This is a genomic window from Kitasatospora sp. NBC_01300 (assembly GCF_041435235.1).
Taxonomy (GTDB): domain Bacteria; phylum Actinomycetota; class Actinomycetes; order Streptomycetales; family Streptomycetaceae; genus Kitasatospora.
In genome coordinates, this window is sequence record NZ_CP108408.1 from 3445101 (window position 1) to 3466547 (window position 21447).

The 21447-nt window shown below is 72.7% G+C and carries 18 protein-coding genes; 7 read left to right on the forward strand and 11 right to left on the reverse strand.

All coding sequences use genetic code 11. From position 1 onward, the window contains the following. Positions 1–292 precede the first annotated feature (292 nt). The 5 genes from OG556_RS15155 to pdxH form a co-directional block, all read right to left on the reverse strand. A complete protein-coding gene (locus OG556_RS15155; RefSeq protein WP_371517498.1) occupies positions 293–775 on the reverse strand; it encodes a DUF6879 family protein in 483 nt (160 codons plus the stop codon). A 144-nt stretch (positions 776–919) separates the two neighbouring features. Beyond that, entirely contained in the window at positions 920–1744 is an 825-nt protein-coding gene (locus OG556_RS15160) for an aminoglycoside N(3)-acetyltransferase (protein WP_371517500.1), read from the reverse strand. A 15-nt stretch (positions 1745–1759) separates the two neighbouring features. After that, positions 1760–4201 carry an FxsB family cyclophane-forming radical SAM/SPASM peptide maturase gene (locus OG556_RS15165; protein ID WP_371517501.1) on the reverse strand — a complete coding sequence of 814 codons (2442 nt, stop codon included), beginning with the start codon at positions 4199–4201 and terminating at the stop codon, positions 1760–1762. Between the two features lie 41 nt (positions 4202–4242). Then, entirely contained in the window at positions 4243–4425 is a 183-nt protein-coding gene (gene fxsA / locus OG556_RS15170) for an FxSxx-COOH cyclophane-containing RiPP peptide (RefSeq protein WP_350877535.1), read from the reverse strand. A 522-nt stretch (positions 4426–4947) separates the two neighbouring features. Beyond that, the gene (pdxH, locus tag OG556_RS15175; protein ID WP_363585069.1) at positions 4948–5580 is read right to left on the reverse strand and encodes a pyridoxamine 5'-phosphate oxidase; all 633 of its coding nucleotides are present in this window, start codon (positions 5578–5580) and stop codon (positions 4948–4950) included. Positions 5581–5996: 416 nt separating this feature from the next. Here pdxH and OG556_RS15180 point away from each other — a divergent pair, with 416 nt between their 5' ends. Then, complete coding sequence (locus OG556_RS15180) at positions 5997–7097, forward strand: citrate synthase 2 (protein ID WP_350877533.1); 1101 nt, start codon at positions 5997–5999, stop codon at positions 7095–7097. 194 nt (positions 7098–7291) lie between these two features. After that, positions 7292–8410, forward strand: coding sequence for a phosphoserine transaminase (gene serC / locus OG556_RS15185; RefSeq protein ID WP_371517503.1), 1119 nt, complete (start codon positions 7292–7294; stop codon positions 8408–8410). A gap of 315 nt (positions 8411–8725) precedes the next feature. On the opposite strand, the gene thpR is transcribed toward serC, so the two are convergent. Further along, the gene (thpR, locus tag OG556_RS15190; RefSeq protein ID WP_363584962.1) at positions 8726–9313 is read right to left on the reverse strand and encodes an RNA 2',3'-cyclic phosphodiesterase; all 588 of its coding nucleotides are present in this window, start codon (positions 9311–9313) and stop codon (positions 8726–8728) included. Positions 9314–9358: 45 nt separating this feature from the next. On the opposite strand from thpR, the gene OG556_RS15195 reads away from it, so the two are divergent. Further along, positions 9359–9877: a GNAT family N-acetyltransferase gene (locus tag OG556_RS15195; RefSeq protein ID WP_363584960.1), complete on the forward strand. Its 519-nt coding sequence runs from the start codon at positions 9359–9361 to the stop codon at positions 9875–9877. A 79-nt stretch (positions 9878–9956) separates the two neighbouring features. Here OG556_RS15195 and OG556_RS15200 read toward each other — a convergent pair whose 3' ends face one another. Beyond that, entirely contained in the window at positions 9957–11246 is a 1290-nt protein-coding gene (locus OG556_RS15200) for an MFS transporter (RefSeq protein ID WP_350877760.1), read from the reverse strand. Positions 11247–11603: 357 nt separating this feature from the next. Then, entirely contained in the window at positions 11604–12038 is a 435-nt protein-coding gene (locus tag OG556_RS15205) for a MarR family winged helix-turn-helix transcriptional regulator (protein ID WP_063348195.1), read from the reverse strand. A gap of 151 nt (positions 12039–12189) precedes the next feature. Here OG556_RS15205 and OG556_RS15210 point away from each other — a divergent pair, with 151 nt between their 5' ends. Both OG556_RS15210 and OG556_RS15215 read left to right on the forward strand, forming a co-directional pair. Next, entirely contained in the window at positions 12190–12609 is a 420-nt protein-coding gene (locus tag OG556_RS15210) for a VOC family protein (protein ID WP_363584958.1), read from the forward strand. Between the two features lie 309 nt (positions 12610–12918). Beyond that, positions 12919–13725 (forward strand): MHYT domain-containing protein, encoded by an 807-nt coding sequence (locus OG556_RS15215; protein WP_363584956.1) that lies wholly within the window; start codon positions 12919–12921, stop codon positions 13723–13725. A 120-nt stretch (positions 13726–13845) separates the two neighbouring features. Here the strand turns inward: OG556_RS15215 and OG556_RS15220 are convergent, their stop codons facing one another. The 3 genes from OG556_RS15220 to OG556_RS15230 form a co-directional block, all read right to left on the reverse strand. Further along, positions 13846–15558 (reverse strand): hydrogenase maturation protein, encoded by a 1713-nt coding sequence (locus OG556_RS15220; RefSeq protein ID WP_371517505.1) that lies wholly within the window; start codon positions 15556–15558, stop codon positions 13846–13848. Positions 15559–15818: 260 nt separating this feature from the next. After that, entirely contained in the window at positions 15819–16742 is a 924-nt protein-coding gene (locus tag OG556_RS15225) for a DUF4231 domain-containing protein (RefSeq protein WP_350877520.1), read from the reverse strand. A gap of 204 nt (positions 16743–16946) precedes the next feature. After that, positions 16947–18407, reverse strand: coding sequence for an NCS2 family permease (locus OG556_RS15230; RefSeq protein WP_371517506.1), 1461 nt, complete (start codon positions 18405–18407; stop codon positions 16947–16949). A gap of 162 nt (positions 18408–18569) precedes the next feature. Between OG556_RS15230 and OG556_RS15235 the strand changes: the two genes are divergently transcribed. Beyond that, positions 18570–18872 (forward strand): DUF2530 domain-containing protein, encoded by a 303-nt coding sequence (locus OG556_RS15235; RefSeq protein WP_371517507.1) that lies wholly within the window; start codon positions 18570–18572, stop codon positions 18870–18872. 52 nt (positions 18873–18924) lie between these two features. After that, positions 18925–21399 carry an HAD-IC family P-type ATPase gene (locus OG556_RS15240; RefSeq protein ID WP_371517508.1) on the forward strand — a complete coding sequence of 825 codons (2475 nt, stop codon included), beginning with the start codon at positions 18925–18927 and terminating at the stop codon, positions 21397–21399. The last annotated feature ends 48 nt before the right edge of the window (positions 21400–21447 follow it).

Here is a 21447-nt window from a genome sequence, read left to right on the forward strand (position 1 = left end):
AGGATCTCTCGGGGGTGCCCCGGCAGTCCGTGCCGCGACACGTCCTGCCGTGTCCGGGGCCTGTGCTCCGTTCTAGAGCGGCGCGGAGCGGTCGTCAACGGGCCGGGACGGTGTTACCAGGATCATCCAGTCAGACGGACTGTGCACCGTCTACACCGACGGTCACGCCGAACCGGCCCAGGTCCGGCCTCCCCTCCTCCCCCACCACCAGGCCGGCTCGCTTGCGCAGCTCTCGCAGCTTCTTCCCCAGCTCGGACTTGGACTGTCCGAGCCGTTCCGGATCCAGAGACACTCAGCCGCTTGCTCTCACGTACTCCGAGAAAGGAACCGACTCGGATACGGCCAAGCGCTTCCACTCGACGAATCGGATCGGGTCGCCGTCGAACACCTCGCGACTGATCTGCGTCCCGTCCGGGCGGTAGTTCATCGGGACCACCCTGGACTCGTCGAACATCCAGAAATCCTGATCCGGTAAGCCCGGATTCTCGCGGCCGGTCAGGTCGAGAATCCGGATGTCCTCGCCGGCCGCGACGTTGTGGACATAGTGCGCGAACTCGAAACGGAGGTAGTCCGTCAGGGGCCGGGTGATCACGTGATCGCGCCGAACAGCTCCGTCGCCACCGAACCTGCTGCGAGGGTCGCACAAGAAGTCGACCCCACCGACTTCTTGTGCAACACCGCATCCGTCGGCCCGCGTCCCAGGTGTCCTGGGACGCGGGCCGACGTCATGACCGGGCCGGGCCTGTGCGGAGAGCGCAGGCCCAGCCCTCTCCACAGGTAGGCGCGTCCTTGTGCGTAGGAAGTCGGTGAGGCCGACTTCCTACGCACAAGAGACCTGGACAGGACCGTCGCCGCTTCGGCGGGGCCGAAGCGGCGACGGGAGCAACCGAACTGGAGGAGGGGCGGGGGCGCGGGACCGTCAGGGGCGGAGGAGGTGTTCGGCGAGGTCGACGGCTTCGCGGACGGGGACGAGGCGGCAGTCGGTGGTGCCGAGGTGGATGGTGGTGATGCCGGTGGCAGCGGCGAGGACCTGGGTGCCGAGGTCGGCGAAGTGGAGGTCGTCGAGCTCGGGGGCCCGGAAGGTGAGCCAGCCGTCGGGGCCGACGCAGCGGTACTCACGCAGGGGGACGTCGGGCATGCGCTGGTCGGCGAGGTGGAAGGCGGTGAACCGGGCCATCGGGACGCCGAGCATCAGCACCCTGGCGTCGAGGTCGTAGAGGCGCCCGAGCGGGGACTCGGGGCCGAGGTGGGAGGTGAGGGGGTGGTGGGCGGTGATCTCGCGGGCGTGCCGGCCGAGGGCCGTCCAGGAGGTCTGGGGGTGGCGGCTGCGCAGGGCGCCGGGGCGGGTGCGGATCTCCTCGGAGAGGGCGCCCATGGTCGGCGAGCAGGGGGTGTTCGCCGGGTCGAACCGCGGCATCCGGGCCCGGTAGGCGGCGGTCTCGGCCGGGGTGAGGCCGGCGGTGGCGGTCTGGTGGATGCGCGAGGTGGCGGAGTTCTCGGGGGTGGCGGTGTAGGCGACCAGGGTGCCGCCGGGGCCGAGGACGTGGAGCAGCGCGTCGGCGACGGTGGCGGCGCCGCCGTCCACCGGGCCGAGGGCGCGCAGGGAGGCCTCGACGTGCACCACCATGCCTGGGCGGACGCCGAGTTGGGCGAACCCGGCGACCAGACCCCCAGCGGTGAGGGCGGTATCGGTGAGGGCGGTATCGGTGAGGGCGGTGCCGGTGAGAGCAGTGACGGTGCGCATGGCCGCTCCTCTGGGTCAGACCTCGGCGGGGCGGGCGTGGCCGCGCTCGTGGCGGGCCCGTTCGGCGGCCCGTTCGGCGGCGGCGGGCAACGGCACGGCGAGCCACGGAGCGACGCTCTCACGCATGCCGTCGGCGAAGCGCAAGCCGAGCGCCGTGAGGGCGCCGGATCCGGCCAGCCGGTCGACGGCTTCGGCGGTGTACCGGCGCCAGAGCGCGAACTGGGTACGCGCCCGGTCGGCGGCCTCGCCCGGCAGCCCGTCGTAGGCGAGCGCGCGGGTGCCCCAGTACTCGGTGACGGCGAGGTGCGCGTAGGTGCCCTGGAGCAGGCCTTCGAGCGGGCGCGGGTCGGGCCGCCAGGGCGCGAGGTACAGCTGGTCGTCGGCCGGGTCGTGGAGGTCGAACAGGTCGAGTACGGCGCCGAGTTTGACGTGCTGGAACTCGTGCGCGAGCAGCAGTGCGAGCGTCGGCGCGGTCGCGGGCCGGGCGATGCCGACCGCGCCGTGGGCCTGCCGGGCGGCCGAGCTGACGTCCCGCCCGGCGGGGCCCGGCCGTAGCGGGGTGATGGTGGTGAGGCCGGCCCGGAGGCCTTCCGCGTACGCGGGCAGGTCGTGCCCGAGCAGTTCCCAGGCTTCGCGCAACGCGCCCGTCCAGTCGAGCAGTTCGCCGTCGGAGAGCCGGCCGGCCACGGCGTGGTCGTGGCTGTCGCGCAGCGGGTCGACGTCCTCCAGGGTGACCGTCCACCCTCCGGCCAGCCGGACCCGCCGCAGCGGCTCGTCCAGGGCGGCGGACACCGATCCGTCGGACACCCGCACGCTGAATCCGTCGGCCAGGCCGGTGACGACCGCCTCCCCGTCCGGGGTGGCGGTCCGCCCGAGGGTCGGCAGGTGCAGCCACCCGCCGCGCACCGGCACCGCGACCGCGTCCCCCCGCCCGGCGCGGACGGCGGCGGCGGCGGCCAAGGCGGCCAGCGGGCCGAGCCCGACGGTGAGGTCCCCGGCGAGCCGGCGGGCGGCCCAGGCGCGGGCGTACGGGTGGGCGAGGACGGTGTCGACGGCGGCGGGTGCGCTCGCGTCGAGTTCGGACAGCAACGCCCACGCGGCCGATCCGGGCTGCCCGGAGGCGTCCCAGGCGGCGGCCAGCATGGCCCGGGTGAGGGCGAGTTGGGCGCGGGACAGGGCCCGTACGGTGTCCTGGTCCCCGTACCCGCGGGCGAGCTGGTCGAGCTGCCGCTCGGTGAGGGTGGCCGGCACCACCGGCTCCCCGGCCTGGGCGGGGACAGAAGGACCCGCCCCGACAGCGGAAGCGGCGGCGGAACCGGCAGCGGAACCAGAGGCGGAACCGGCGGCGTCGCCGGCGAGTTCGTTGATGAGCTTCATGAGGTCACCGCAGTAGACGGAGGGATTGTCGAAGCCCGTGTCGGCCCGGTACCGGTGGGCGTACAGGCCGCCGCCGCAGCTGCGGACGACCGGGCAGGCCCGGCAGGCGGCGCTCAGCCCGGCCAGCCCCGACTGGCGGGCGGTCATGCCGGGGTGCAGCGCGACCTGGTCGAGGCTGTGCGTGAAGACGTCGTACCCCGTCTCCGGCGCGCCGTCGTAGGCGGTCTTGAGGCTGTCGGCCTGTTCGAAGCTGCCGTCCGTCTCCAGGACGACGAGGTCGGACGGTTCCAGGCCGAGCGATTCGGTGAGGCTGGAGAGCCCGCGCAACGTCCGGTGGACGGATTCGAAGGTGCGGACGGCGAACGGGCGGCCGTCGGCGTCCCATCTCCGGTACACGGCCAACAGCCAGTCCGCGTACGGCGTTCGCGCACCGTCGACGGCCGGTTTCGGCCGGTCCTCCCAGGTGGCGTGCGGCAGCAGGAAGTCGACGGCGGGGGGGTCGAGTTCGGCCAGGGCGCGGTAGACGGCGTCCGGGTCGTTCTCGATGTCGACGGTGCAGAGCAGCCCGGCGTAGAGGTGCCGGTAGGCGGGCCGGCGCAGCCGCTCGACCGCCCGCAGGACGTGCGGGTGGCTGCTGCGGCCGTCGGCGAAGCGGCGGTGGCGGTCGTTGGCGGCGCGGTCGCCGTCGAGCGAGACGCCGACCCTCATGCCGACTTCGGCGAAGAGTTCGCAGTAGGCGTCGTCGAGTTGGACGCCGTTGGTGTGGATGCGCAGGTCGAGTGCGCAGCCGGGCGGCAGGGCCGCCCGGAGCGCCTTGGCCGCGTGGCGTAACCGGTCCGGGCCGGCGAGCAGGGGCTCTCCCCCGTGCAGGACGACCCGGACGGCGGGCAGCCGGTGTGCGGCCGCGTGGTCGCCGATCCGCTCGGCGATCCTGTTCAGGACTTCGTCACCGATGACCTTGGGGCGTCGACGCCAACTGGTGTCGGCGTGCTCGTACACGTAGCAGTGATCGCAGGCGAGATCACACCGGCTGTGCACTTTCACGACGAACTGGGTGAAAGGCAGCGGAGTTGGCGTCATGGTCGATCGGATTCAGCCGGAGCCGATGGTCAGTCGGCCGATCAGATGGAGGAGTTGAAGGCCGCGACCGGCACCGCACCCGCACCGGTGTCGGGCAGGGCTCGTCGGATCCTGGTGGAGAGCTCCTCGGCGCCGAGCTGGGCGAGGTCGGCCAGTGAAGGCCGGGTTTCACCCTGAGGCTCCGTCAGTTCAGTGCGGGGCATGGTGTCCAGTGCGGGTGTCATGTTCGATTCTCTTCCACGATGGGGGTTAGAGAGAAGCAGGGCCGGGTATATAGGTCGGCCTAGTCGACCAGGGTACTGCCAGCACGTGGGCTGCGCCGTGCTCTTGCGCGCCCCTAACAGCCCACTACCCCCTTCACGCAGCGAAGTCTCGCCAAAAGTTCACCCACTCGGCGGTCGCGTGAAGGCACCTGACCGGCGCACAGGGGACCGGCGTCGCGCCGCCGAACCCACCCTGGCGGCGCCCCTCCGCCGACGTACGGCCGCCGCCCCGGCCCGACCCGCTCCCCCGGCGCGGCCGGAGCCCGCTCCCCCGGCGCTCGCGCCCCATCCGAACCACCGGTCGGCGAAGGCCAGTTGGCGCGATTCGACAGCGCCCCACACTCCCCCGCCACCGCACGACAGCCAGCCCGACGAGCCCGATGGCGGACCCGACGAGCCCGACGAGCCCGACGAGCCCGACGAGCCCGACGGCGAACCCACCGACGGACGCGCCGGTATTCGAACGCCTCGCAGACCCGCCCGCTACGGGCAGAGCCGCTCCACCCGCCACCCGCCCGCTCCGGCCGGATCGGCGAAGTAGCGCAGCCGGTCGTGCAGCCGGTTCTCCCGCCCCTGCCAGAACTCCACGCTCTCCGGGATCACCCGGTACCCGCCCCAGAACGGCGGCACGGGCACGCCCTCGCCCTCCGGGTAGCGGCGCTCCAGTTCGGCGTAGCGCTGTTCGAGGACGTCGCGCCCGCCGACCGGACTGGACTGCTCGCTGGCCCAGGCGCCGAGCTGCGAACCGTGCGGCCGGGTGCGGAAGTAGGCGGCGGTCTCGTCCCGGCCGACCTTCTCCACCCGCCCCTGGACGATCACCTGGCGGGCCAGCGCGATCCACGGGAACAGCAGCGCGGCGTACGGGTTGGCGGCGAGCTCGGAGCCCTTGCGGGAGCCGTAGTTGGTGAAGAAGACGAAGCCGCGCGCGTCGTAGCCCTTGAGCAGGACGGTGCGCGAGCTGGGCCGCCCCTGGGCGTCGGCGGTGGAGAGCACCATCGCGTTGGGCTCGACCACCCCGGCGTCGTCCGCCTCGTGGAACCAGCGGGTGAACTGGGCGATCGGCTCGGGCGCGAGCTGTTCCTCGACCAGGCCCTCGTGGGTGTAGTGCTTGCGCATCACGGTGAGGTCCGGTCCGGGCCGGGCATCGTCGGCCAGGATCCGGGTGGCGGGGCTCAGGGGCGTCGACTGGGCGCGTTCCGGGGTCTGCACGTCAACATCATCCCGTACGACAAGCAACCGGCACCGCTACCTCCGGACAAACCCCGGTGGGAGATAAGGTGTCCCGCCACCGCTCGACCGCCCCCCGTACGGTGAATTGTCCCGAACCAGGCGTTTGGTTCCGGAGATTCCCGGGCACGACCGACCCTCGGCGGAAAAGTCAAGCGGGCCCAAGCGCAACATCACCATGGTGGTGTATGGCGCAATGCACCCGGTGCCTGTCACTCTGGCACCGAGTGCCAACCACCATTCGGTCACTGGCGCGCCGCCCCACCACGGCGCAGCGCCGATCGCAGAACTGAAGGAGCCGTCGTATGTCCGACTTCGTACCCGGGCTTGAGGGAGTCGTCGCGTTCGAGAGCGAGATCGCCGAACCCGACCGTGAAGGCGGCGCGCTGCGGTACCGCGGTGTCGACATCGACGACCTGGTGGGCCACGTCTCCTTCGGCCACGTCTGGGGCCTGCTGGTGGACGGCAAGTTCAACCCCGGCCTGCCGGCCGCCGAGCCGTTCCCGATCCCGGTGCACTCCGGTGACATCCGGGTCGACGTGCAGTCCGCGCTCGCCATGCTCGCCCCGGTCTGGGGCCTCAAGCCGCTGCTCGACATCTCCGCCGAGCAGGCCCGCGACGACCTCGCCCGCGCCGCCGTGATGGCGCTGTCCTACGTGGCCCAGTCGGCCCGCGGCCAGGGCCTGCCGATGGTCCCGCAGAGCGAGATCGACAAGGCCGAGACGGTCGTCGAGCGGTTCATGATCCGCTGGCGCGGCGAGCCGGACCCGAAGCACGTCAAGGCCATCGACGCCTACTGGACCTCCGCCGCCGAGCACGGCATGAACGCCTCCACCTTCACCGCCCGCGTCATCGCCTCCACCGGCGCCGACGTGGCGGCCGCGCTCTCCGGCGCGGTCGGCGCGATGTCCGGCCCGCTGCACGGCGGTGCGCCGTCCCGCGTGCTCGGCATGATCGAGGAGATCGAGCGCACCGGCGACGCCACCACCTGGGTCAAGAACGCGCTGGACCGCGGCGAGCGCCTGATGGGCTTCGGCCACCGCGTCTACCGCGCCGAGGACCCGCGCGCCCGCGTGCTGCGCCGCACCGCCAAGGAGCTCGGCGCCCCGCGCTTCGAGGTCGCCGAGGCGCTGGAGAAGGCCGCGCTGGAGGAGTTGCACAACCGCCGCCCCGACCGCGTGCTGGCCACCAACGTCGAGTTCTGGGCCGCGATCATGCTGGACTTCGCCGAGGTGCCGGCGCACATGTTCACCTCGATGTTCACCTGTGCGCGCACCGCGGGCTGGTCGGCGCACATCCTGGAGCAGAAGCGCACCGGCCGGCTCGTGCGCCCCGCCGCGCGCTACATCGGCCCCGGCCCGCGCCGCCCCGAGGAGATCGAGGGCTGGGACGCCATCGGCCACTGAGCCCGCCGAGCGCCCCCGAGCGCCCGCCGAACGCCCCCCGAGCGCCCCGGGCGCCCCTCGTCCGCACCACCCCTGAGCAGCGGGTCCGACCTCCGTCGGGCCCGCTGTTTCCGCAGCTGGGAGCCGTGAAGATCACAGTCTCAGCGGGCGGACGACCGTACCCCGGGCGGCTCCCCGGCCGGTAGGCTGCGCGCGTGGCTCAGATCCAGATCCCCGCTGACATCAAGCCCGCAGACGGCCGTTTCGGCTGCGGACCGTCCAAGGTGCGCCCCGAGGCCCTGAGTGCCCTCGCCGCCACCCAGACCTCCCTGCTCGGCACCTCACACCGCCAGGCCCCGGTCAAGAACCTGGTCAAGCGCGTACGCGAGGGCGTGAGCAGCCTCTTCTCGCTCCCCGAGGGCTACCAGGTCGTCCTCGGCAACGGCGGCTCCACCTCCTTCTGGGACATCGCCGCGTTCGGCCTGGTGCGGGAGAAGTCCCAGCACCTGGACTTCGGCGAGTTCTCCTCCAAGTTCGCCTCCTCGGTCAAGGCCGCGCCGTGGCTCGCCGAGCCGAGCGTCATCAAGACCGCCCCGGGCACCCACCCGCTGCCGGTCGCCGAGGCCGGCGTCGACGTCTACGGGCTCACCCACAACGAGACCTCGACCGGCGTCGCGATGCCGATCAAGCGCCCGGTGGGCGCGGACGAGGGTTCGCTGGTCCTGGTGGACGCCACCTCGGGCGCCGGCGGCCTGCCGGTGGACATCACCGAGACCGACGTCTACTACTTCGCCCCGCAGAAGTCCTTCGCCTCCGAGGGCGGCCTGTGGCTGGCCGCGTTCTCCCCGGCCGCCCTGGAGCGCGCCACCGAGATCGCCGGCTCCGGCCGGTACATCCCGCCGTTCTTCGACCTGCCGACGGCCATCGACAACTCGTCGAAGGACCAGACGTACAACACCCCGGCGATCTCCACCCTGTTCCTGCTGGCCGACCAGCTGGAATGGCTGAACGGCAACGGCGGGCTCGACTGGGCCGTCGCCCGTACGGCTGATTCCTCGTCCCGGCTGTACGCGTGGGCCGAGAAGTCCTCCTACGCCAGCCCGTTCGTGGCGAACCCGGCCGAGCGCTCCCAGGTGGTCGGCACCATCGACTTCGACGAGTCGGTGGACGCCGCCGCCGTCGCCAAGGCACTGCGTGCCAACGGCATCGTGGACACCGAGCCGTACCGCAAGCTGGGCCGCAACCAGCTGCGCGTCGCGATGTTCCCGGCGATCGACCCGGCGGACGTCGAGGCGCTCACCCACTGCATCGACTACGTGGTCGAGCAGCTCTGAGCGATCCCGTGCACGGCTGAGGGCCACCGCCTCCGGGCGGTGGCCCTCAGCCGTTGCGGCGGGGTCGACCCACCGGGCCGGGTAGGCGTGCCCGCCGGCCCGGCTACCCGCCGACCATCGAGCTGATCAGCACGACGACCAGCAGCAGCACCAGGGTGCCGGTCACGATACGCATACGAGTCTTGGGATCCACGGTCAACGAGCGTACCTCCGGACCATCCGCCGACGGATCGGAGCCCCGGGCCCAACGGCCACCCCGGGCCCAACGGCCATCCCGGCCCCCCCCCCCCGCCCCGGACCCGGGCGCGCCCCGGCTCAGCTCCAGTCGGCGAGCGGCCAGGCGCGCAGCGAGGAGTAGTGGGCGAAGCCGCCGTCCAGGTCGCTCTGCATCAGGTGCAGCTCGGCGGCCTCCCACTCGGGCCCCCGGTAGTCGGCCAGCGCGGCCGCCAGGGTGTCCAGCTCGGCCGCCGCGAGCCGCTGGACGGCCCGCCGGTGGCCGCGCGAGGAGCCGGCCCGGGCGAGGGTGAGGTGCGGGTGGAAGGTGAAGGCGTCGACCTCCCCGGTCACCCCGGCGGCGGCCTCGGACACGGCCTCGGCGAGCCTGCGCAGCGCCCAGGTCTGCCCCTCCACCCCGGCCCAGAGCACCCGGTCGCCGAACCGCCCGGCGCCGGACAGCCGCAGCCGGTGCACCGGATGCACCTCGGCGACGGCGGCCAGGCCCGCCTCCAGCTCCGGCAGTTCCTCGGCCGGCACCTCGCCGAGGAAGGCCAGGGTCAGGTGCCAGCCCTCGACGGTGGTCCAGCGCAGCCGGTCCGCCCCGGGCAGCCCGCGCACCGGCGCCACCGCGTCCGACAGCCCCTGGAGCGCGTTGACCGGCGGCAGGACCGCCACGAAGAGCCTCATGGGGACATCTTCCCGCGCGAGGCCGTTTGGGCTAGAACCTTTCGTATGAAGATCCGCACCGGGGGACCGGACGACATTCCCGACATCCTCGCCCTGCTCGACGGCGCCGTGGGCTGGCTGGCCGGCCAGGGCCGCACCGGCCAGTGGGGGGACCAGCCCTTCAGCACCATCCCGGCCCGGGTCGAGCAGGTCGCCGGGTACGCCGCCGAACCGTTCCTGATCCGCCTCGCCGAGGACGCCGAGGGCCGCGCCATCGGCTGCTGCGTGCTGTCCGAGCAGCGGGGGAAGTACATCCCCCCGGTGGACGAGCCCGAGCTGTTCGTCCGCATCCTGGTCACCGACCGCAGCCGCAAGGGCTCGGGGATCGGCGCCGCGCTGATCGCCGACGCGGTCGAGGAGACCCGCCGGCGCGGCCTCGGCCTGCTGCGGGTGGACTGCTACGCGGGCGCCGACCGCAGGCTGGTCGGCCAGTACCGGGCACTCGGGTTCACCGAGACCGAGTCCTTCGAGGTCGAGCAGCCGGACGGCGTCTGGCCCGGTCAGGTCCTCGCGATCCGGCTCTGACCCTCGACCCTGCACCGAAGCCCCTCGACCCTGCACCGAAGCCCCGGGGCGGACCACCGCCCCGGGGCATGACGCCTCGTCAGCAGGCGGGCGCCAGCTCCGACTTGTTGGCGGTGACGGTCCGCGGCACGAAGGCCACCACCCGGCCGCCACGGCCGGGGTGCAGGTCGAACCGCACCCGCAGGTCCGCGCTGCGGGCCAGCACCAGGCCCACCACGCCGGCCGCCAGCGCGGACACCAGTCCGCAGGCCAGCAGGCCGAGCCGGGGCCCGTACGAGGCGGTCACCCAGCCGACGATCGGGGCGCCGATCGGCGTGCCGCCGGTGAAGACCAGCACCAGCAGGCCCATCACGCGACCGCGCATCGCGGGGTCAGTGGCCAGCTGCAGCGTGGAGTTGACGGAGGTGTTGAAGCTGAGTCCGAACACCCCGATCAGCGTCAGCAGCACCGCGAAGGTCCAGTAGTCGGGCGCGAACGCGGCCACCACCTCCAGCGAGCCGAAGGCCAGCGCCGCCGCCACCAGCCGGCGCAGCCTGGGCACGCCCCGGCGGGCGGCGAGCAGCGCGCCGGCCAGCGAGCCGACCGCCATCGCGGTGTTCAGCAGGCCGTACTGGCCGGCGCCGACCTTGAAGGTGTCGTAGGCGAAGCCGGATAGCAGCGTCGGGAAGTTGAAGCCGAAGGTGCCGATGAACCCGGCCAGGACCATCGGCCAGAGCAGTTCGGGCCGCTCCTTGACGTAGCGCAGGCCCTCCCGCAGCTGGCCCTTCTCGCGGGCGATCGGCTCGGTCGGGCGCAGTTCGCTCTCCCGCATGGCGAGCAGCCCGCCGATCACGGCGGCGAAGGACAGCGCGTTGACGGCGAACGCCCAGCCACTGCCGACCACGGCGATCAGCAGGCCCGCGACGGCGGGGCCGACCAGCCGGGCGGTCTGGAAGTTGGCGGCGTTCAGGCTGACCGCGTTGGCGAGGTCCTTGGGCCCGACCATCTCGGACACGAAGGCCTGCCGGGTCGGGTTGTCGACCACGGTGACCAGGCCGAGCAGCAGCGCGAAGGCGTACACGTAGTACGGCGTCACGACGCCGCCGATGGTCAGAACGGCCAGGCCGGCGGCCAGCAGGCCCATGGCGCCCTGGGTGTAGATCAGCAGCCGGCGCTTGGGCATCCGGTCGGCGAGCACGCCGCCGAACAGGCCGAGCAGCAGCATCGGCAGGAACTGCATGGCGGTGGTGATGCCGACCGCGAGGGGGCTGCCGGTGAGGCTGAGGACCAGCCAGTCCTGGGCGATCCGCTGCATCCAGGTACCGGTGTTGGACACCACCTGGCCGGCGAAGTAGTAGCGGTAGTTGCGAACGCGAAGGGAGGAGAACATCCCCCCGGGCCTCGTGAAGCGGGCACCTGCGGGAGACGTGGACGCGTGGGTGCGTCCGGGAGCGGCGGGGTCGTCCGCCGCGGTGCGTTCGTCGGGGTCGTCGTCGCCGCTGCCGGGCAGCCCCGTGGGGGCGGGCGCCTGGAGGTCGGCGGCCGCGGCGCCTGCCGCGGCGGGGTCGGTGGTCTGGTCGTCGGTGCGGATGGCGGCGGCGCTGGCTGCGGCCGGCGGTGTCACGGTGGTCTCCCCTCGCGGCGCGGCGGCCCGAACTGCGGCCGTCGTGCTCCTGGTTTCGGTGGTCGGTCCTGCGGTGATGCGGTGCTCCTTCTTCTCCCGGCCGGCGGGCCGGGGTCGGCGTGCCTAGAGGTGTGCGAGCTTGTAGAGCACGGGCGCGGCCTCCCGGAGGACGGCCCACTCCTCCTCGTCGAGCCCCTCGGCGAGCTCGGCGAGCCAGACGTTGCGGCGACGGCGGCTCTCGGCGAGGATCGCCTCGGCCTGCTCGGTGCTGCTGACGACGACCTGGCGGCGGTCCTCGGGGTGCGGCTCGCGCCGCACCAGCCCCTTCTCCTCCAGCATCGCGACGATCCTGGTCATGGAGGGCGGCTGCACGTGCTCCTTCCGGGCGAGCTCACCCGGTGTCGCCTTTCCGCATCTGGCGAGGGTGCCGAGCACCCCCATCTCGGTGGGGCTCAGCGACTCCTCGACCCGCTGGTGTTTGAGTCGACGGGAGAGGCGCATCGTGGACGATCGCAGCTGATTGATCGCTGCGAGGTCCTGCTCGGACATCTCGGGCATGTTCTTTAGCTTACGTCATTACTCTCGCTAAGGAAAATGCGTTCCCATTCCACCCCGCCGGCCCCGTCCGTTCACCGCGCGCCGGAAGATCGGCCCGGTGCGATGCTGGTGCTGGGTCTCGAATGATCTCGACTGGAAGGGCCGACCAGACATGTCCGACCTCGCCGCCGACCCCGCCTCCGGCCTCGCCGCCGAGCCGGACGACACCGGCTTCGCCCGCCTCGCCATGGTCACCATCGACTGCGCCGACCCGATCGCGCTGGCCGGGTTCTACGGCGAGCTGCTGGGCTGGGAGAGCCGCCACCTGGACGAGCAGTTCGCGATCCTGGACAACCCGGAGGGCGGCAGCCCGCTGGGCTTCGGCCGGGTCTCGGGCTACCGGCCGGAGCCGTGGACGGAGCCGGACGGCGGCAAGCACTTCCACCTGGACTTCTACGTGGACGACCTGGACGAGGCGATCGCGAAGGCGCTCGCGCTCGGCGCGACCGAGCCGACGTACCAGCACGGCCGGACGCTCAAGGTGCTGATCGACCCGGCCGGCCACCCGTTCGGGCTAGCCCCGCTGGAGTGACCAACCCGGAGTGACGAACCCGGAGTAACGGACGAACCGCCCGGCGGCCGTGCGCAGGCGGTGTCAGGAGTTGGTGCCAAGATCATGCAGACCGCGTAAAGGTCCATCCTGACCAGGGACTTCACGAAAAGCGCGAACCTTGTGCGACCGTCCGGTAGTGGTTACTGTCCCCCGTTGTCAGGGGCACCACACGCCAGGTCTCCCTTCGGCGGCGCCGTTCCCGCGCCCGTTGCCGCGTTCCCTCCCGACCACCCGTGTCCGCCCGAGGCCTGGCGCCCTTCCTCCCCCGCATCCGTCCTGGGAGCTCTCTTGGGTGAGATCCATCATGCCGACCACGGCTGGGTGACACCGGCGGTCTCGTACTTCGTCGCCTGCCTCGGCGCCTTCGTCGCCCTGCGCAGCGCCCGCTGGGCACTCGTCTCGCAGGGCCGCACCCGGGTGCTCTGGCTGCTCTTCGCCTCGACCTCGCTCGGCGCCGGGATCTGGTCCATGCACTTCATCGCGATGCTCGGCTTCTCCGTCACCGGGGTCGACATCAGCTACCGGCCCGGACTGACCGTGCTCAGCCTGCTGGTCGCCATCGCCGTCGTCGGCATCGGCCTGTTCACCGTCGGGTACAGCCGCCGGCCCGTCCTGTCCCTGCTGGCCGGCGGGCTGACCACCGGCCTCGGGGTCGCGGCGATGCACTACCTCGGAATGGCCGCGATGGTCCTGCCCGGCCACCTCGGCTACGACCGGCTCACGGTCGGACTGTCCGTCGCCATCGCCGTGTTCGCGGCCACGGCCGCACTGTGGGCCACCCTGAACATCCGCGGCACGCTCGCCGTCCTGGCGGCCGCGCCGGTCATGGGCGTGGCGGTGTGCGCGATGCACTACACCGGCATGGCGGCGCTCTCGGTGCGGCTCGACTTCTCGCACTCCACCCAGGGCGGCGTGATGGCGCTGCAGTTCATCTTCCCGCTCGGGGTCGGGCTCGGCTGCTACGTCTTCTTCGGCTCGCTGGCCTTCGCGGTCTCGCCGAGCCGCGGCACCACGCAGCCGCTCCTGCTCGGCCCGGCGGCCCCGTTGGTCCCGCGCCAGCCGCGGCGGCGGGACGAGGCCGGCGTCAGGCGCTGAGCCGGGCGGGCCCCACCCCCCAAGCCCCGAGGGCGTCCGACCGGGTCCCCCACCCCGGCCGGGCGCCCTCGGCTCACTTTCGGCGACCGCCCCCGCCTCGCTCCCGCGACCACCCCTGCCTCACTCCGGCCGCCCCAGCAGCCCGGTCAGGTGCGCGGGCGTGGCCACCGGGCAGACCTTGTGCACGAAGTCCCGCCGCAGCGCGTGGTAGGGCTCGCCCGCCCGGTAGAAGTTGGCGTGCATCCGCCGCAGTTCCTCCGCCCGGTACTCGGCCAGCGGCTTCGCCTCCTCGTCGGCGGACCGGCGGCGCTTCTTGTCGACCAGCCGCCCGGTGAGTTCGGGCGAGGCTCCGAGCGCGGCGGCCTCCCGGACCACCCAGCGCCGGAAGGCCGCCGCGTCCCCGCCGCAGGTGCGGTCCACCAGGCCGATCCGGCGGGCGTGTTCGGCGCCGACCGGCAGCGCCTCGGTGGTCAGCCGCGCGGCCTGCTCGTCGCCGACCCGGCGCGGCAGGGTGTACGTCCAGTACTCGGAGCCGTAGAGGCCCATCAGCCGGTAGTGCGGGTTGAGCACCGCCGACTCCCGGCACCACACCTCGTCGGCGGCGAGGGCCGCCATCAGGCCGCCGGCCGCCGCGTTCCCGGCCAGGGCGGCGACGGTGAGCTTGTCGGTCGTGGTGAGGACCGCGTGGACCAGGTCGTCCATCGCGTTGATGTTCTCCCAGGACTCCAGTGCCGGGAACGCCGCACCCTCGATGACGTTGAGGTGGATCCCGTTGGAGTAGAAGTCCCGGGGCGCCCCGAGCACCAGCACCGAGGTGGGCCGGCCGGCGGCCTCGCGGTAGGCGGCGAGCAGCCGGCGGCACTGCCCGGTGCTCATCGCCCCGCCCGCGTAGGCGAATTCGAGGTAGCCGACGTCGCCCTCCTCGCGGTAGCGCAGCTCCGACCAGGTGTCCCGGTGGGCCGCCGAGGTCGGCGTCACCGGGACTTCGCGGACCCGGTGCAGGCGGCCGGCGAGCACCGTCGCGGCCGGCTGCTTGAAGGTGGCGGGCCCGCCCGGGGTGCGGCGCGGGCGCAGCTGGGGGATCCAGACCGCGCCGTCCACGGTGGCACGGCAGATCGCGCCGTCGCGGGTGGCGAGCACGGCGCCGGGCACCGGGCCGCGCAGCTCGTCCTCGGGGTGGCCGCCGTGCAGGAAGTACTCGCGTCCGAACAGCTCGTCGAGCACGCCGGGTTGGGAGTCGGCGGCGCGGAGCTTGCGCAGCACGGTGGCGGTGTCGTCGGCGGCCCAGTCGATCCGGCGCGCGTCCTGCCGCAGCAGGGGCCGCAGCCTGCCGTGGACGTCCGGCCGGTCGTAGTCGAGCGGTTCGGGGGTGAACAGCCCGCCCTCGAAGCGCTGGACGGCGAGCAGGACGGCCTCGACGGCGGCGTCGGCGACCTCGCCCCGGTACAGCTCGCTCTTGCCGCAGTCGGTGACGGGGAACTCGACGGACGCCCAGATGTCACCGGCGTCCATCTCCTCGACGGCCTGGAGGACGGTCACGCCCCAGCGGTCCGCCCCCTCGGTGATCGCCCAGTCGAGCGAGGAGGGGCCGCGGTCGCCCTGGGGCCCGGGGTGCACGATCAGGACGGTCCGGGTGGACCAGATGTCCTGCGGGACGGCCTTGGTGAGCATCGGACAGATGATCAGCTCGGGGTCGGTACGGTCCACCGCCGTCCTCATCGCCTCGTCGCCGAGGGCGAGTTGGACGGCGACCTGGTGGCCGCGCCCGCGCAGCTCGGTGTGGACGCGCTGGGTCAGGCTGTTGAACGCGCTGGCGATCAGGAGAATGCGCAAGAGGGCCTCCGGACAGGGACTGGGGTCGCGCGCAGGCGATGAAACCAGGGCATGGACACGTAATGATTACGTTCTACGCCTTCCCGCCCGACCCTCACGCACTCCGCACACCTGTGCCCCCGGCGTGGCGCCCGCTTCGCCGGATCTCCCCAGCTCCTCCCCGGAGTTGACGGCCCCGACCATTCGCCGGCATCGACGGCGGCGACCGCTCGCCGACGTTGACGGCAGCGGTCGCTCCCCGGAGTCGACGGCCCCGGCCGCTACCTCGGAAACGCCCGGCGGGCCCGCCAGGTGGTGTGCTCGCGGGACACCGCGTCCTCCGCCTCGGCGGCCATCCGGGCCCAGCGCGCCTCGGCGTCCGGCGTCTTGAGGTCCAGGTCGGAGAGCTGGTTGCCGACGTTCTCCAGTTCGCGCGCGGCCAGCTGGTAGGCGGCGGCCAGCGGGCGCAGCTGCTTGAGCTGGGTCCAGGCGATGACGGCGGCCGCCGCGGCCGAACTGGCGCCGAAGACGTGCACCTGGAGGGCGCCGGTGGCCTGGGCGACGGCCGCCGCCGCGCCGATGATGATCAGCGCCGCGATGCCGAGCCCCCAGGACACCGCCTGCGTCTCGCACGCCTCGGCCCGGGCGCGGTACCAGGTGCGCTGGCCCTCGACCCGGGTGCGCAGGTAGAGCATGCGGCGCGCGGTCAGGCTGCCGGCCCGCATCCGCCGCATCTCCGGGGTGATCTCGGGGACGGTGCCGGGCGGCACGATCTCCGGGTCCTCGAAGGCCCGCAGCACGTCCTCGACCTGGAGCAGGTAGCCGCGGTCCACGTCCGCGGACTCCGCCTCACCGTCGAACGGCCGGGCCCGGACGGTGTACTTCCAGGCCAGCGTCTTGACCGACTCGGCCGCCGCCCGGGCCTCGTACCAGCGCCCCTGCGGGTTGCTGCGGCGCAGCCGGGACCAGAAGTAGCCGGCGATCAGGAAGGCGCCCACCGAGTACAGCGGCACGCTGTCGAAGGAGCCGCGGTCCTTCGGCCCGGGGAACGAGCCGATCACGGCGGCGATCACCAGCATGGCGATCAGTCCGCGGTACCAGCGCAGCGTCTCGCGCTGGCCGTCCAGCGAGGCCTTGTCCGCCGTCCAGAACAGCTCCGGCAGCAGCTTCGCCTCGTCTCCCCCGGGCGGATCCTGTTGCACCATCGGTCGAGCCCCCTCCCGGTGTCCGTCCAGGCAGTATTCCCTCCGTCAACTTCGCTACACAGGGCCATTCTTGACATTTTCCCGCGCGGCGTCCGACCGGCCCCGAGGACAACGGGCTCCGCGTCCACCGGCCCCGGACAACGACGGCGGCCCAGCCTTTCCCCCAGGGGGAGAGGACGGGGCCGCCGGTGGAGCGGTACGGCGTCAGAGCAGGCCGAGGGCCGGCATCAGGTAGTAGAAGGCGAACACCGCCGCCACCGCGTACAGCGGGACGGGCACGCTGCGCCCGCGCCCGGCGGCCACGCGCAGGACGCAGAAGGCGATGAAGCCGAAGCCGATGCCGTTGGTGATGCTGTAGGTGAACGGCATCATCACGATCGTCAGGAAGGCCGGGATCGCGATGGTGTGGTCCGACCAGTCGATCTCCTTGATCGAGCCCGCCAGGATCAGGAAGCCGACGGCGACCAGGGCCGGGGTCGCGGCCTGGGCCGGGACCATGGTGGCGAGCGGCGTGAGGAAGAGCGCGACCACGAAGAGCAGGCCGGTGACGATCGAGGCGAAGCCGGTCCGGGCGCCCTCGCCGACACCGGCGGTGGACTCCACGAAGCAGGTGTTCGCGGAGGCGGAGGTGGCGCCGCCGGCCGCGGTGGCGATGCCGTCGACCATCAGGATCTTGTTGATGCCGGGCAGGTCGCCGTTCTCGTCGAGCAGGTGGGCCTCGTCGGCGACGCCGAGGATGGTGCCCATCGCGTCGAAGAAGCAGGACATCAGCACGGTGAAGACGAACAGCACGCCGGTCAGCACGCCGACCTTCTCGAAGCCGCCGAACAGGCTGACCTTGCCGACCAGGCCGAAGTCGGGGGCGGCGACCGGGTTGCCCGGCCAGGCCGGGACGGTCAGGCCCCACTTGAGCGCCGGGATGTCGACGAGCTTGTCGATCACCACGGCGAGCGCGGTGCTGACCACGATGCTGATCAGGATGGCGCCGGGCACCTTGCGGATCAGCAGCACGAGGGTGAGCAGCAGGCCGAACACGAAGATCAGCACCGGCCAGCCGAGCAGGTGCCCGCTGCCGCCGAGCTGCAGCGGGACGGTGGTGTGCGCGGCGTCCGGCATGCGGCTGACGAAGCCGGAGTCGACCAGGCCGACGAGGCTGATGAACAGGCCGATACCGATCGCGATGGCCTTGCGCAGCCCGAGCGGCACGGCGTTCATGACCCGCTCGCGCAGGCCGGTGGCGACCAGCAGCATGATCGCGAAGCCGGCCAGCACGACCATGCCCATGGCGTCCGGCCAGGTCATCTTGGGGGCGAGCTGGAGCGCCACGATGGTGTTGACGCCGAGGCCGGCGGCCAGGCCGATCGGGACGTTGCCGATCACGCCCATCAGCAGGGTGGTGAGACCTGCGGTGAGGGCGGTGGCGGTGACCAGCTGGGCGCTGTCCAGGTGGGCCCCGGTCATGTCCGTGGCGCTGGCCAGGATGATCGGGTTCAGCACCAGGATGTACGCCATGGTGAAGAAGGTGGCGACGCCGCCGCGGATCTCGCGCGGCAGGGTGGAGCCGCGCTCGCTGATCCGGAAGTAACGGTCCAGGGCGCCGGCGGGGGGCTTGGGGGCGCTGGAGGCGGGTTCGGGCGACTCGGTGGTCGGCTGGACCACAGGCATGCGTGCGTCCTCTGTGGGGGAGCTGAGGAGGGGTGACGCCCGGGGCGACGGTGGCCGGGCGGGGAACTTTCAGTATGGTTTCCCGATCGCACACGCGCTATCTTCGCGCGTAGAAGCCCAAGGGCCCCTGAGGGCCGGCCGCCGCACCGTACGCTAGGCCCCATGCCCAAGAAGCCGCTGCACCCCTCGCCCCCTCCGCTGGAGGCCAACGACGTCGCCATCGTCGGCGGCGGCACGGTGCTGTGGTTCGTCGCCTTCCTGGCGCTGCTCCCCTTCCAGGGCACCCTCTCCGACCACGGCCACGGCACCTGGCCGTGGATCTGTCTCTCCGGCGGCCTGCTCGGCCTGATCGGCCTCTGGTACTGCCGCGCCCGACGGGACGCCATCGCCCGCGACCGCGCCGCCGAGACCGCGAACCGGGCGGCCGGAAACGACGGCCAGGACCCGGCCACCCGGTCGGACTGAATAGTCCTTTAGTAGCACGCACCGGACATAAGGCACCCGTAGAGTCGGTGCCATGACGCAGCCTGCCCACCCCGCGGAAGAGCAGCCCGGCGACGCCGACCGCCCCGACGGTGCGCACCCCCTCGGGCTGCTGCCCGGCCGACGCGGCGGACTGACCTCCGCCGAGGTCACCGAACGGATCGCGCGCGGACAGGTCAACGACGTCCCCGTACGGTCCAGCCGCTCCGCCAAGGAGATCGTCCGGGCCAACGTCTTCACCCGCTTCAACGCGATCATCGGCGTGATGTTCGGGATCATCCTGATCGTCGGTCCGATCCAGGACGGCCTGTTCGGCCTGGTCATCGTCGCCAACACGGCGATCGGCATCATCCAGGAGCTGCGCGCCAAGAAGACCCTGGACAGCCTGGCCCTGATCGGCGAGGCCCGCCCCGAGGTCCGCCGGGACGGCACCGTCGAACAGATCGCCGTCGCCGAGATCGTGCTCGACGACACGGTGCTGCTCGGCATCGGCGACAAGGTGATCGTCGACGGCGAGGTCACCGAGGCGGACGGCCTGGAGATCGACGAGTCGCTGCTCACCGGCGAGCCCGACCCCGTCCTCAAGCAGCCCGGCGACCAGGTCATGTCCGGCAGCTTCGTGGTGGCCGGCGCGGGCGCGTTCACCGCCACCAGGGTCGGCCGCGAGGCGTACGCGGCGCAGCTCGCCGAGGAGGCCAGCCGGTTCACCCTGGTGAAGTCGGAGCTGCGCAGCGGCATCAACAGCATCCTGCGCTTCATCACCTACCTGCTGATCCCCACCGCCATCGGCCTGATCATCAGCCAGCTGGCCGTCGAGGGCCGCGACTGGCGCGAGGCCGTGCGCCGGATGGTGGCCGGGATCGTACCGATGGTCCCCGAGGGGCTGGTCCTGCTGACCTCGGTCGCCTTCGCGATCGGCGTGATCCGGCTGGGCCGCAAGCAGTGCCTGGTCCAGGAGCTCCCGGCGATCGAGGGCCTGGCCCGGGTCGACACCGTCTGCCTGGACAAGACCGGCACCCTCACCGAGGGCGGCATGGACGTCGTCGACCTGCGGGTCCTCTCCGACGGCGAGCCCGGCGCCCTCGACCCGGACACCATCAAGCACGCGCTCGGCGTGATGGCCGGCGCCGACGCCCGCCCCAACCCGTCCATGCAGGCGGTCATCGACGCCTACGGGCGCGGCGACGGCGGCGCATCGGAGGCCGGCGGCGCCCCGGCCGCCAACGGCTGGCGGGTGATCGAGGCGATGCCGTTCTCCTCCGCCCGCAAGTGGAGCGGCGTGCAGCTGCTGGAGCCGCAGGGCGGCGAGGCCAGCTGGCTGCTCGGCGCCCCCGACGTGCTGCTGCCCCCCGGGCACCCGGCGCTCACCGAGGTCGACGAGCTGGGCGCCAAGGGCCTGCGGGTGCTGCTGCTCGGCCGCACCCCCACCCCGCTGGACTCCCCCGACCCGGCCGCCGGGCTCGCCCCGCTCGCCCTGGTGGTGCTCCAGCAGCGGCTGCGCCACGACGCCGCCGAGACCCTGCGCTACTTCGAGGGCCAGCAGGTGCAGGCCAAGGTCATCTCCGGCGACGCCGCGGTCTCGGTCGGCGCGGTCGCCGGCCACCTCGGCCTGCCCGGCGCCGACCACCCGCTGGACGCCCGGACGCTGCCCACCGAACCGGACGCCCTCGCCGACACGGCCGAACGGACCACGGTCTTCGGCCGGGTCACCCCGCAGCAGAAGCGCCAGCTGGTCGCCGCCCTGCAGTCCCGCGGGCACACCGTGGCGATGACCGGCGACGGCGTCAACGACGTGCTCGCGCTCAAGGACGCCGACATCGGCGTGGCGATGGGCACCGGCAGCGACGCCACCAAGGCGGTCGCCCAGATCGTGCTGCTCAACGACTCGTTCGCCACCCTGCCCTCGGTGGTCGCCGAGGGCCGCCGGGTGATCGGCAACATCGAGCGGGTCGCGGGCCTGTTCCTGGTGAAGACGGTCTACTCGGTCCTGCTGGCCCTGCTGGTGATCTTCACCCACTCGCCGTACCCGTTCCTGCCCCGGCACTCCACCGTGCTCTCCACCCTCACCATCGGCGTGCCGGCCTTCTTCCTCGCCCTCGCCCCCAACAACGAGCGGGCCCGCACCGGCTTCGTGAAGCGCGTCCTGCGGCTCGCCGTGCCGGGCGGCGTCATCGCCGGCACCGGCACCTTCGTCGCCTACGCGCTGGCCCGCGCCGACCACGCGACCGACCTCAAGGCCGACACCAGCGTGGCCACCCTGACGCTCTTCCTGATCGCCATCTGGGTGCTCGCCATCGTCGCCCGCCCCTACAACTGGTGGCGCCTGCTGCTGATCGGCACCATGGGCGGCGCCTTCGCCCTGGTCCTGCTGGTGCCCTGGCTCGCGGAGTTCTTCCAGCTCTCGCTGGTCGGCACCCGCGACCCCCTGGTCGGCGTCGGCATCGCGGTGGTCTGCGGCCTGGCCCTGGAGGTCGCCTGGCGCTTCATGAAGCGCCGCGTCGACTCCTGACCGGGGCTGGACCTGACCGGGGCGGCGCCCGCCCGGGGCGCCTCTGGC

Excerpts from the sequence above, each read along its gene's own strand:
- OG556_RS15165 (WP_371517501.1), bottom strand. The coding sequence starts at position 4,201 with ATGACGCCAACTCCGCTGCCTTTCACCCAGTTCGTCGTGAAAGTGCAC.
- OG556_RS15225 (WP_350877520.1), bottom strand. The coding sequence starts at position 16,742 with ATGGTGCAACAGGATCCGCCCGGGGGAGACGAGGCGAAGCTGCTGCCG.
- OG556_RS15235 (WP_371517507.1), top strand. The coding sequence starts at position 18,570 with ATGCCCAAGAAGCCGCTGCACCCCTCGCCCCCTCCGCTGGAGGCCAAC.
- OG556_RS15230 (WP_371517506.1), bottom strand. The coding sequence starts at position 18,407 with ATGCCTGTGGTCCAGCCGACCACCGAGTCGCCCGAACCCGCCTCCAGC.
- OG556_RS15195 (WP_363584960.1), top strand. The coding sequence starts at position 9,359 with ATGAAGATCCGCACCGGGGGACCGGACGACATTCCCGACATCCTCGCC.
- fxsA (WP_350877535.1), bottom strand. The coding sequence starts at position 4,425 with ATGACACCCGCACTGGACACCATGCCCCGCACTGAACTGACGGAGCCT.
- OG556_RS15200 (WP_350877760.1), bottom strand. The coding sequence starts at position 11,246 with ATGTTCTCCTCCCTTCGCGTTCGCAACTACCGCTACTACTTCGCCGGC.
- pdxH (WP_363585069.1), bottom strand. The coding sequence starts at position 5,580 with ATGCGCAAGCACTACACCCACGAGGGCCTGGTCGAGGAACAGCTCGCG.
- thpR (WP_363584962.1), bottom strand. The coding sequence starts at position 9,313 with ATGAGGCTCTTCGTGGCGGTCCTGCCGCCGGTCAACGCGCTCCAGGGG.
- OG556_RS15210 (WP_363584958.1), top strand. The coding sequence starts at position 12,190 with ATGTCCGACCTCGCCGCCGACCCCGCCTCCGGCCTCGCCGCCGAGCCG.
- OG556_RS15240 (WP_371517508.1), top strand. The coding sequence starts at position 18,925 with ATGACGCAGCCTGCCCACCCCGCGGAAGAGCAGCCCGGCGACGCCGAC.
- OG556_RS15160 (WP_371517500.1), bottom strand. The coding sequence starts at position 1,744 with ATGCGCACCGTCACTGCTCTCACCGGCACCGCCCTCACCGATACCGCC.
- OG556_RS15205 (WP_063348195.1), bottom strand. The coding sequence starts at position 12,038 with ATGCCCGAGATGTCCGAGCAGGACCTCGCAGCGATCAATCAGCTGCGA.
- OG556_RS15180 (WP_350877533.1), top strand. The coding sequence starts at position 5,997 with ATGTCCGACTTCGTACCCGGGCTTGAGGGAGTCGTCGCGTTCGAGAGC.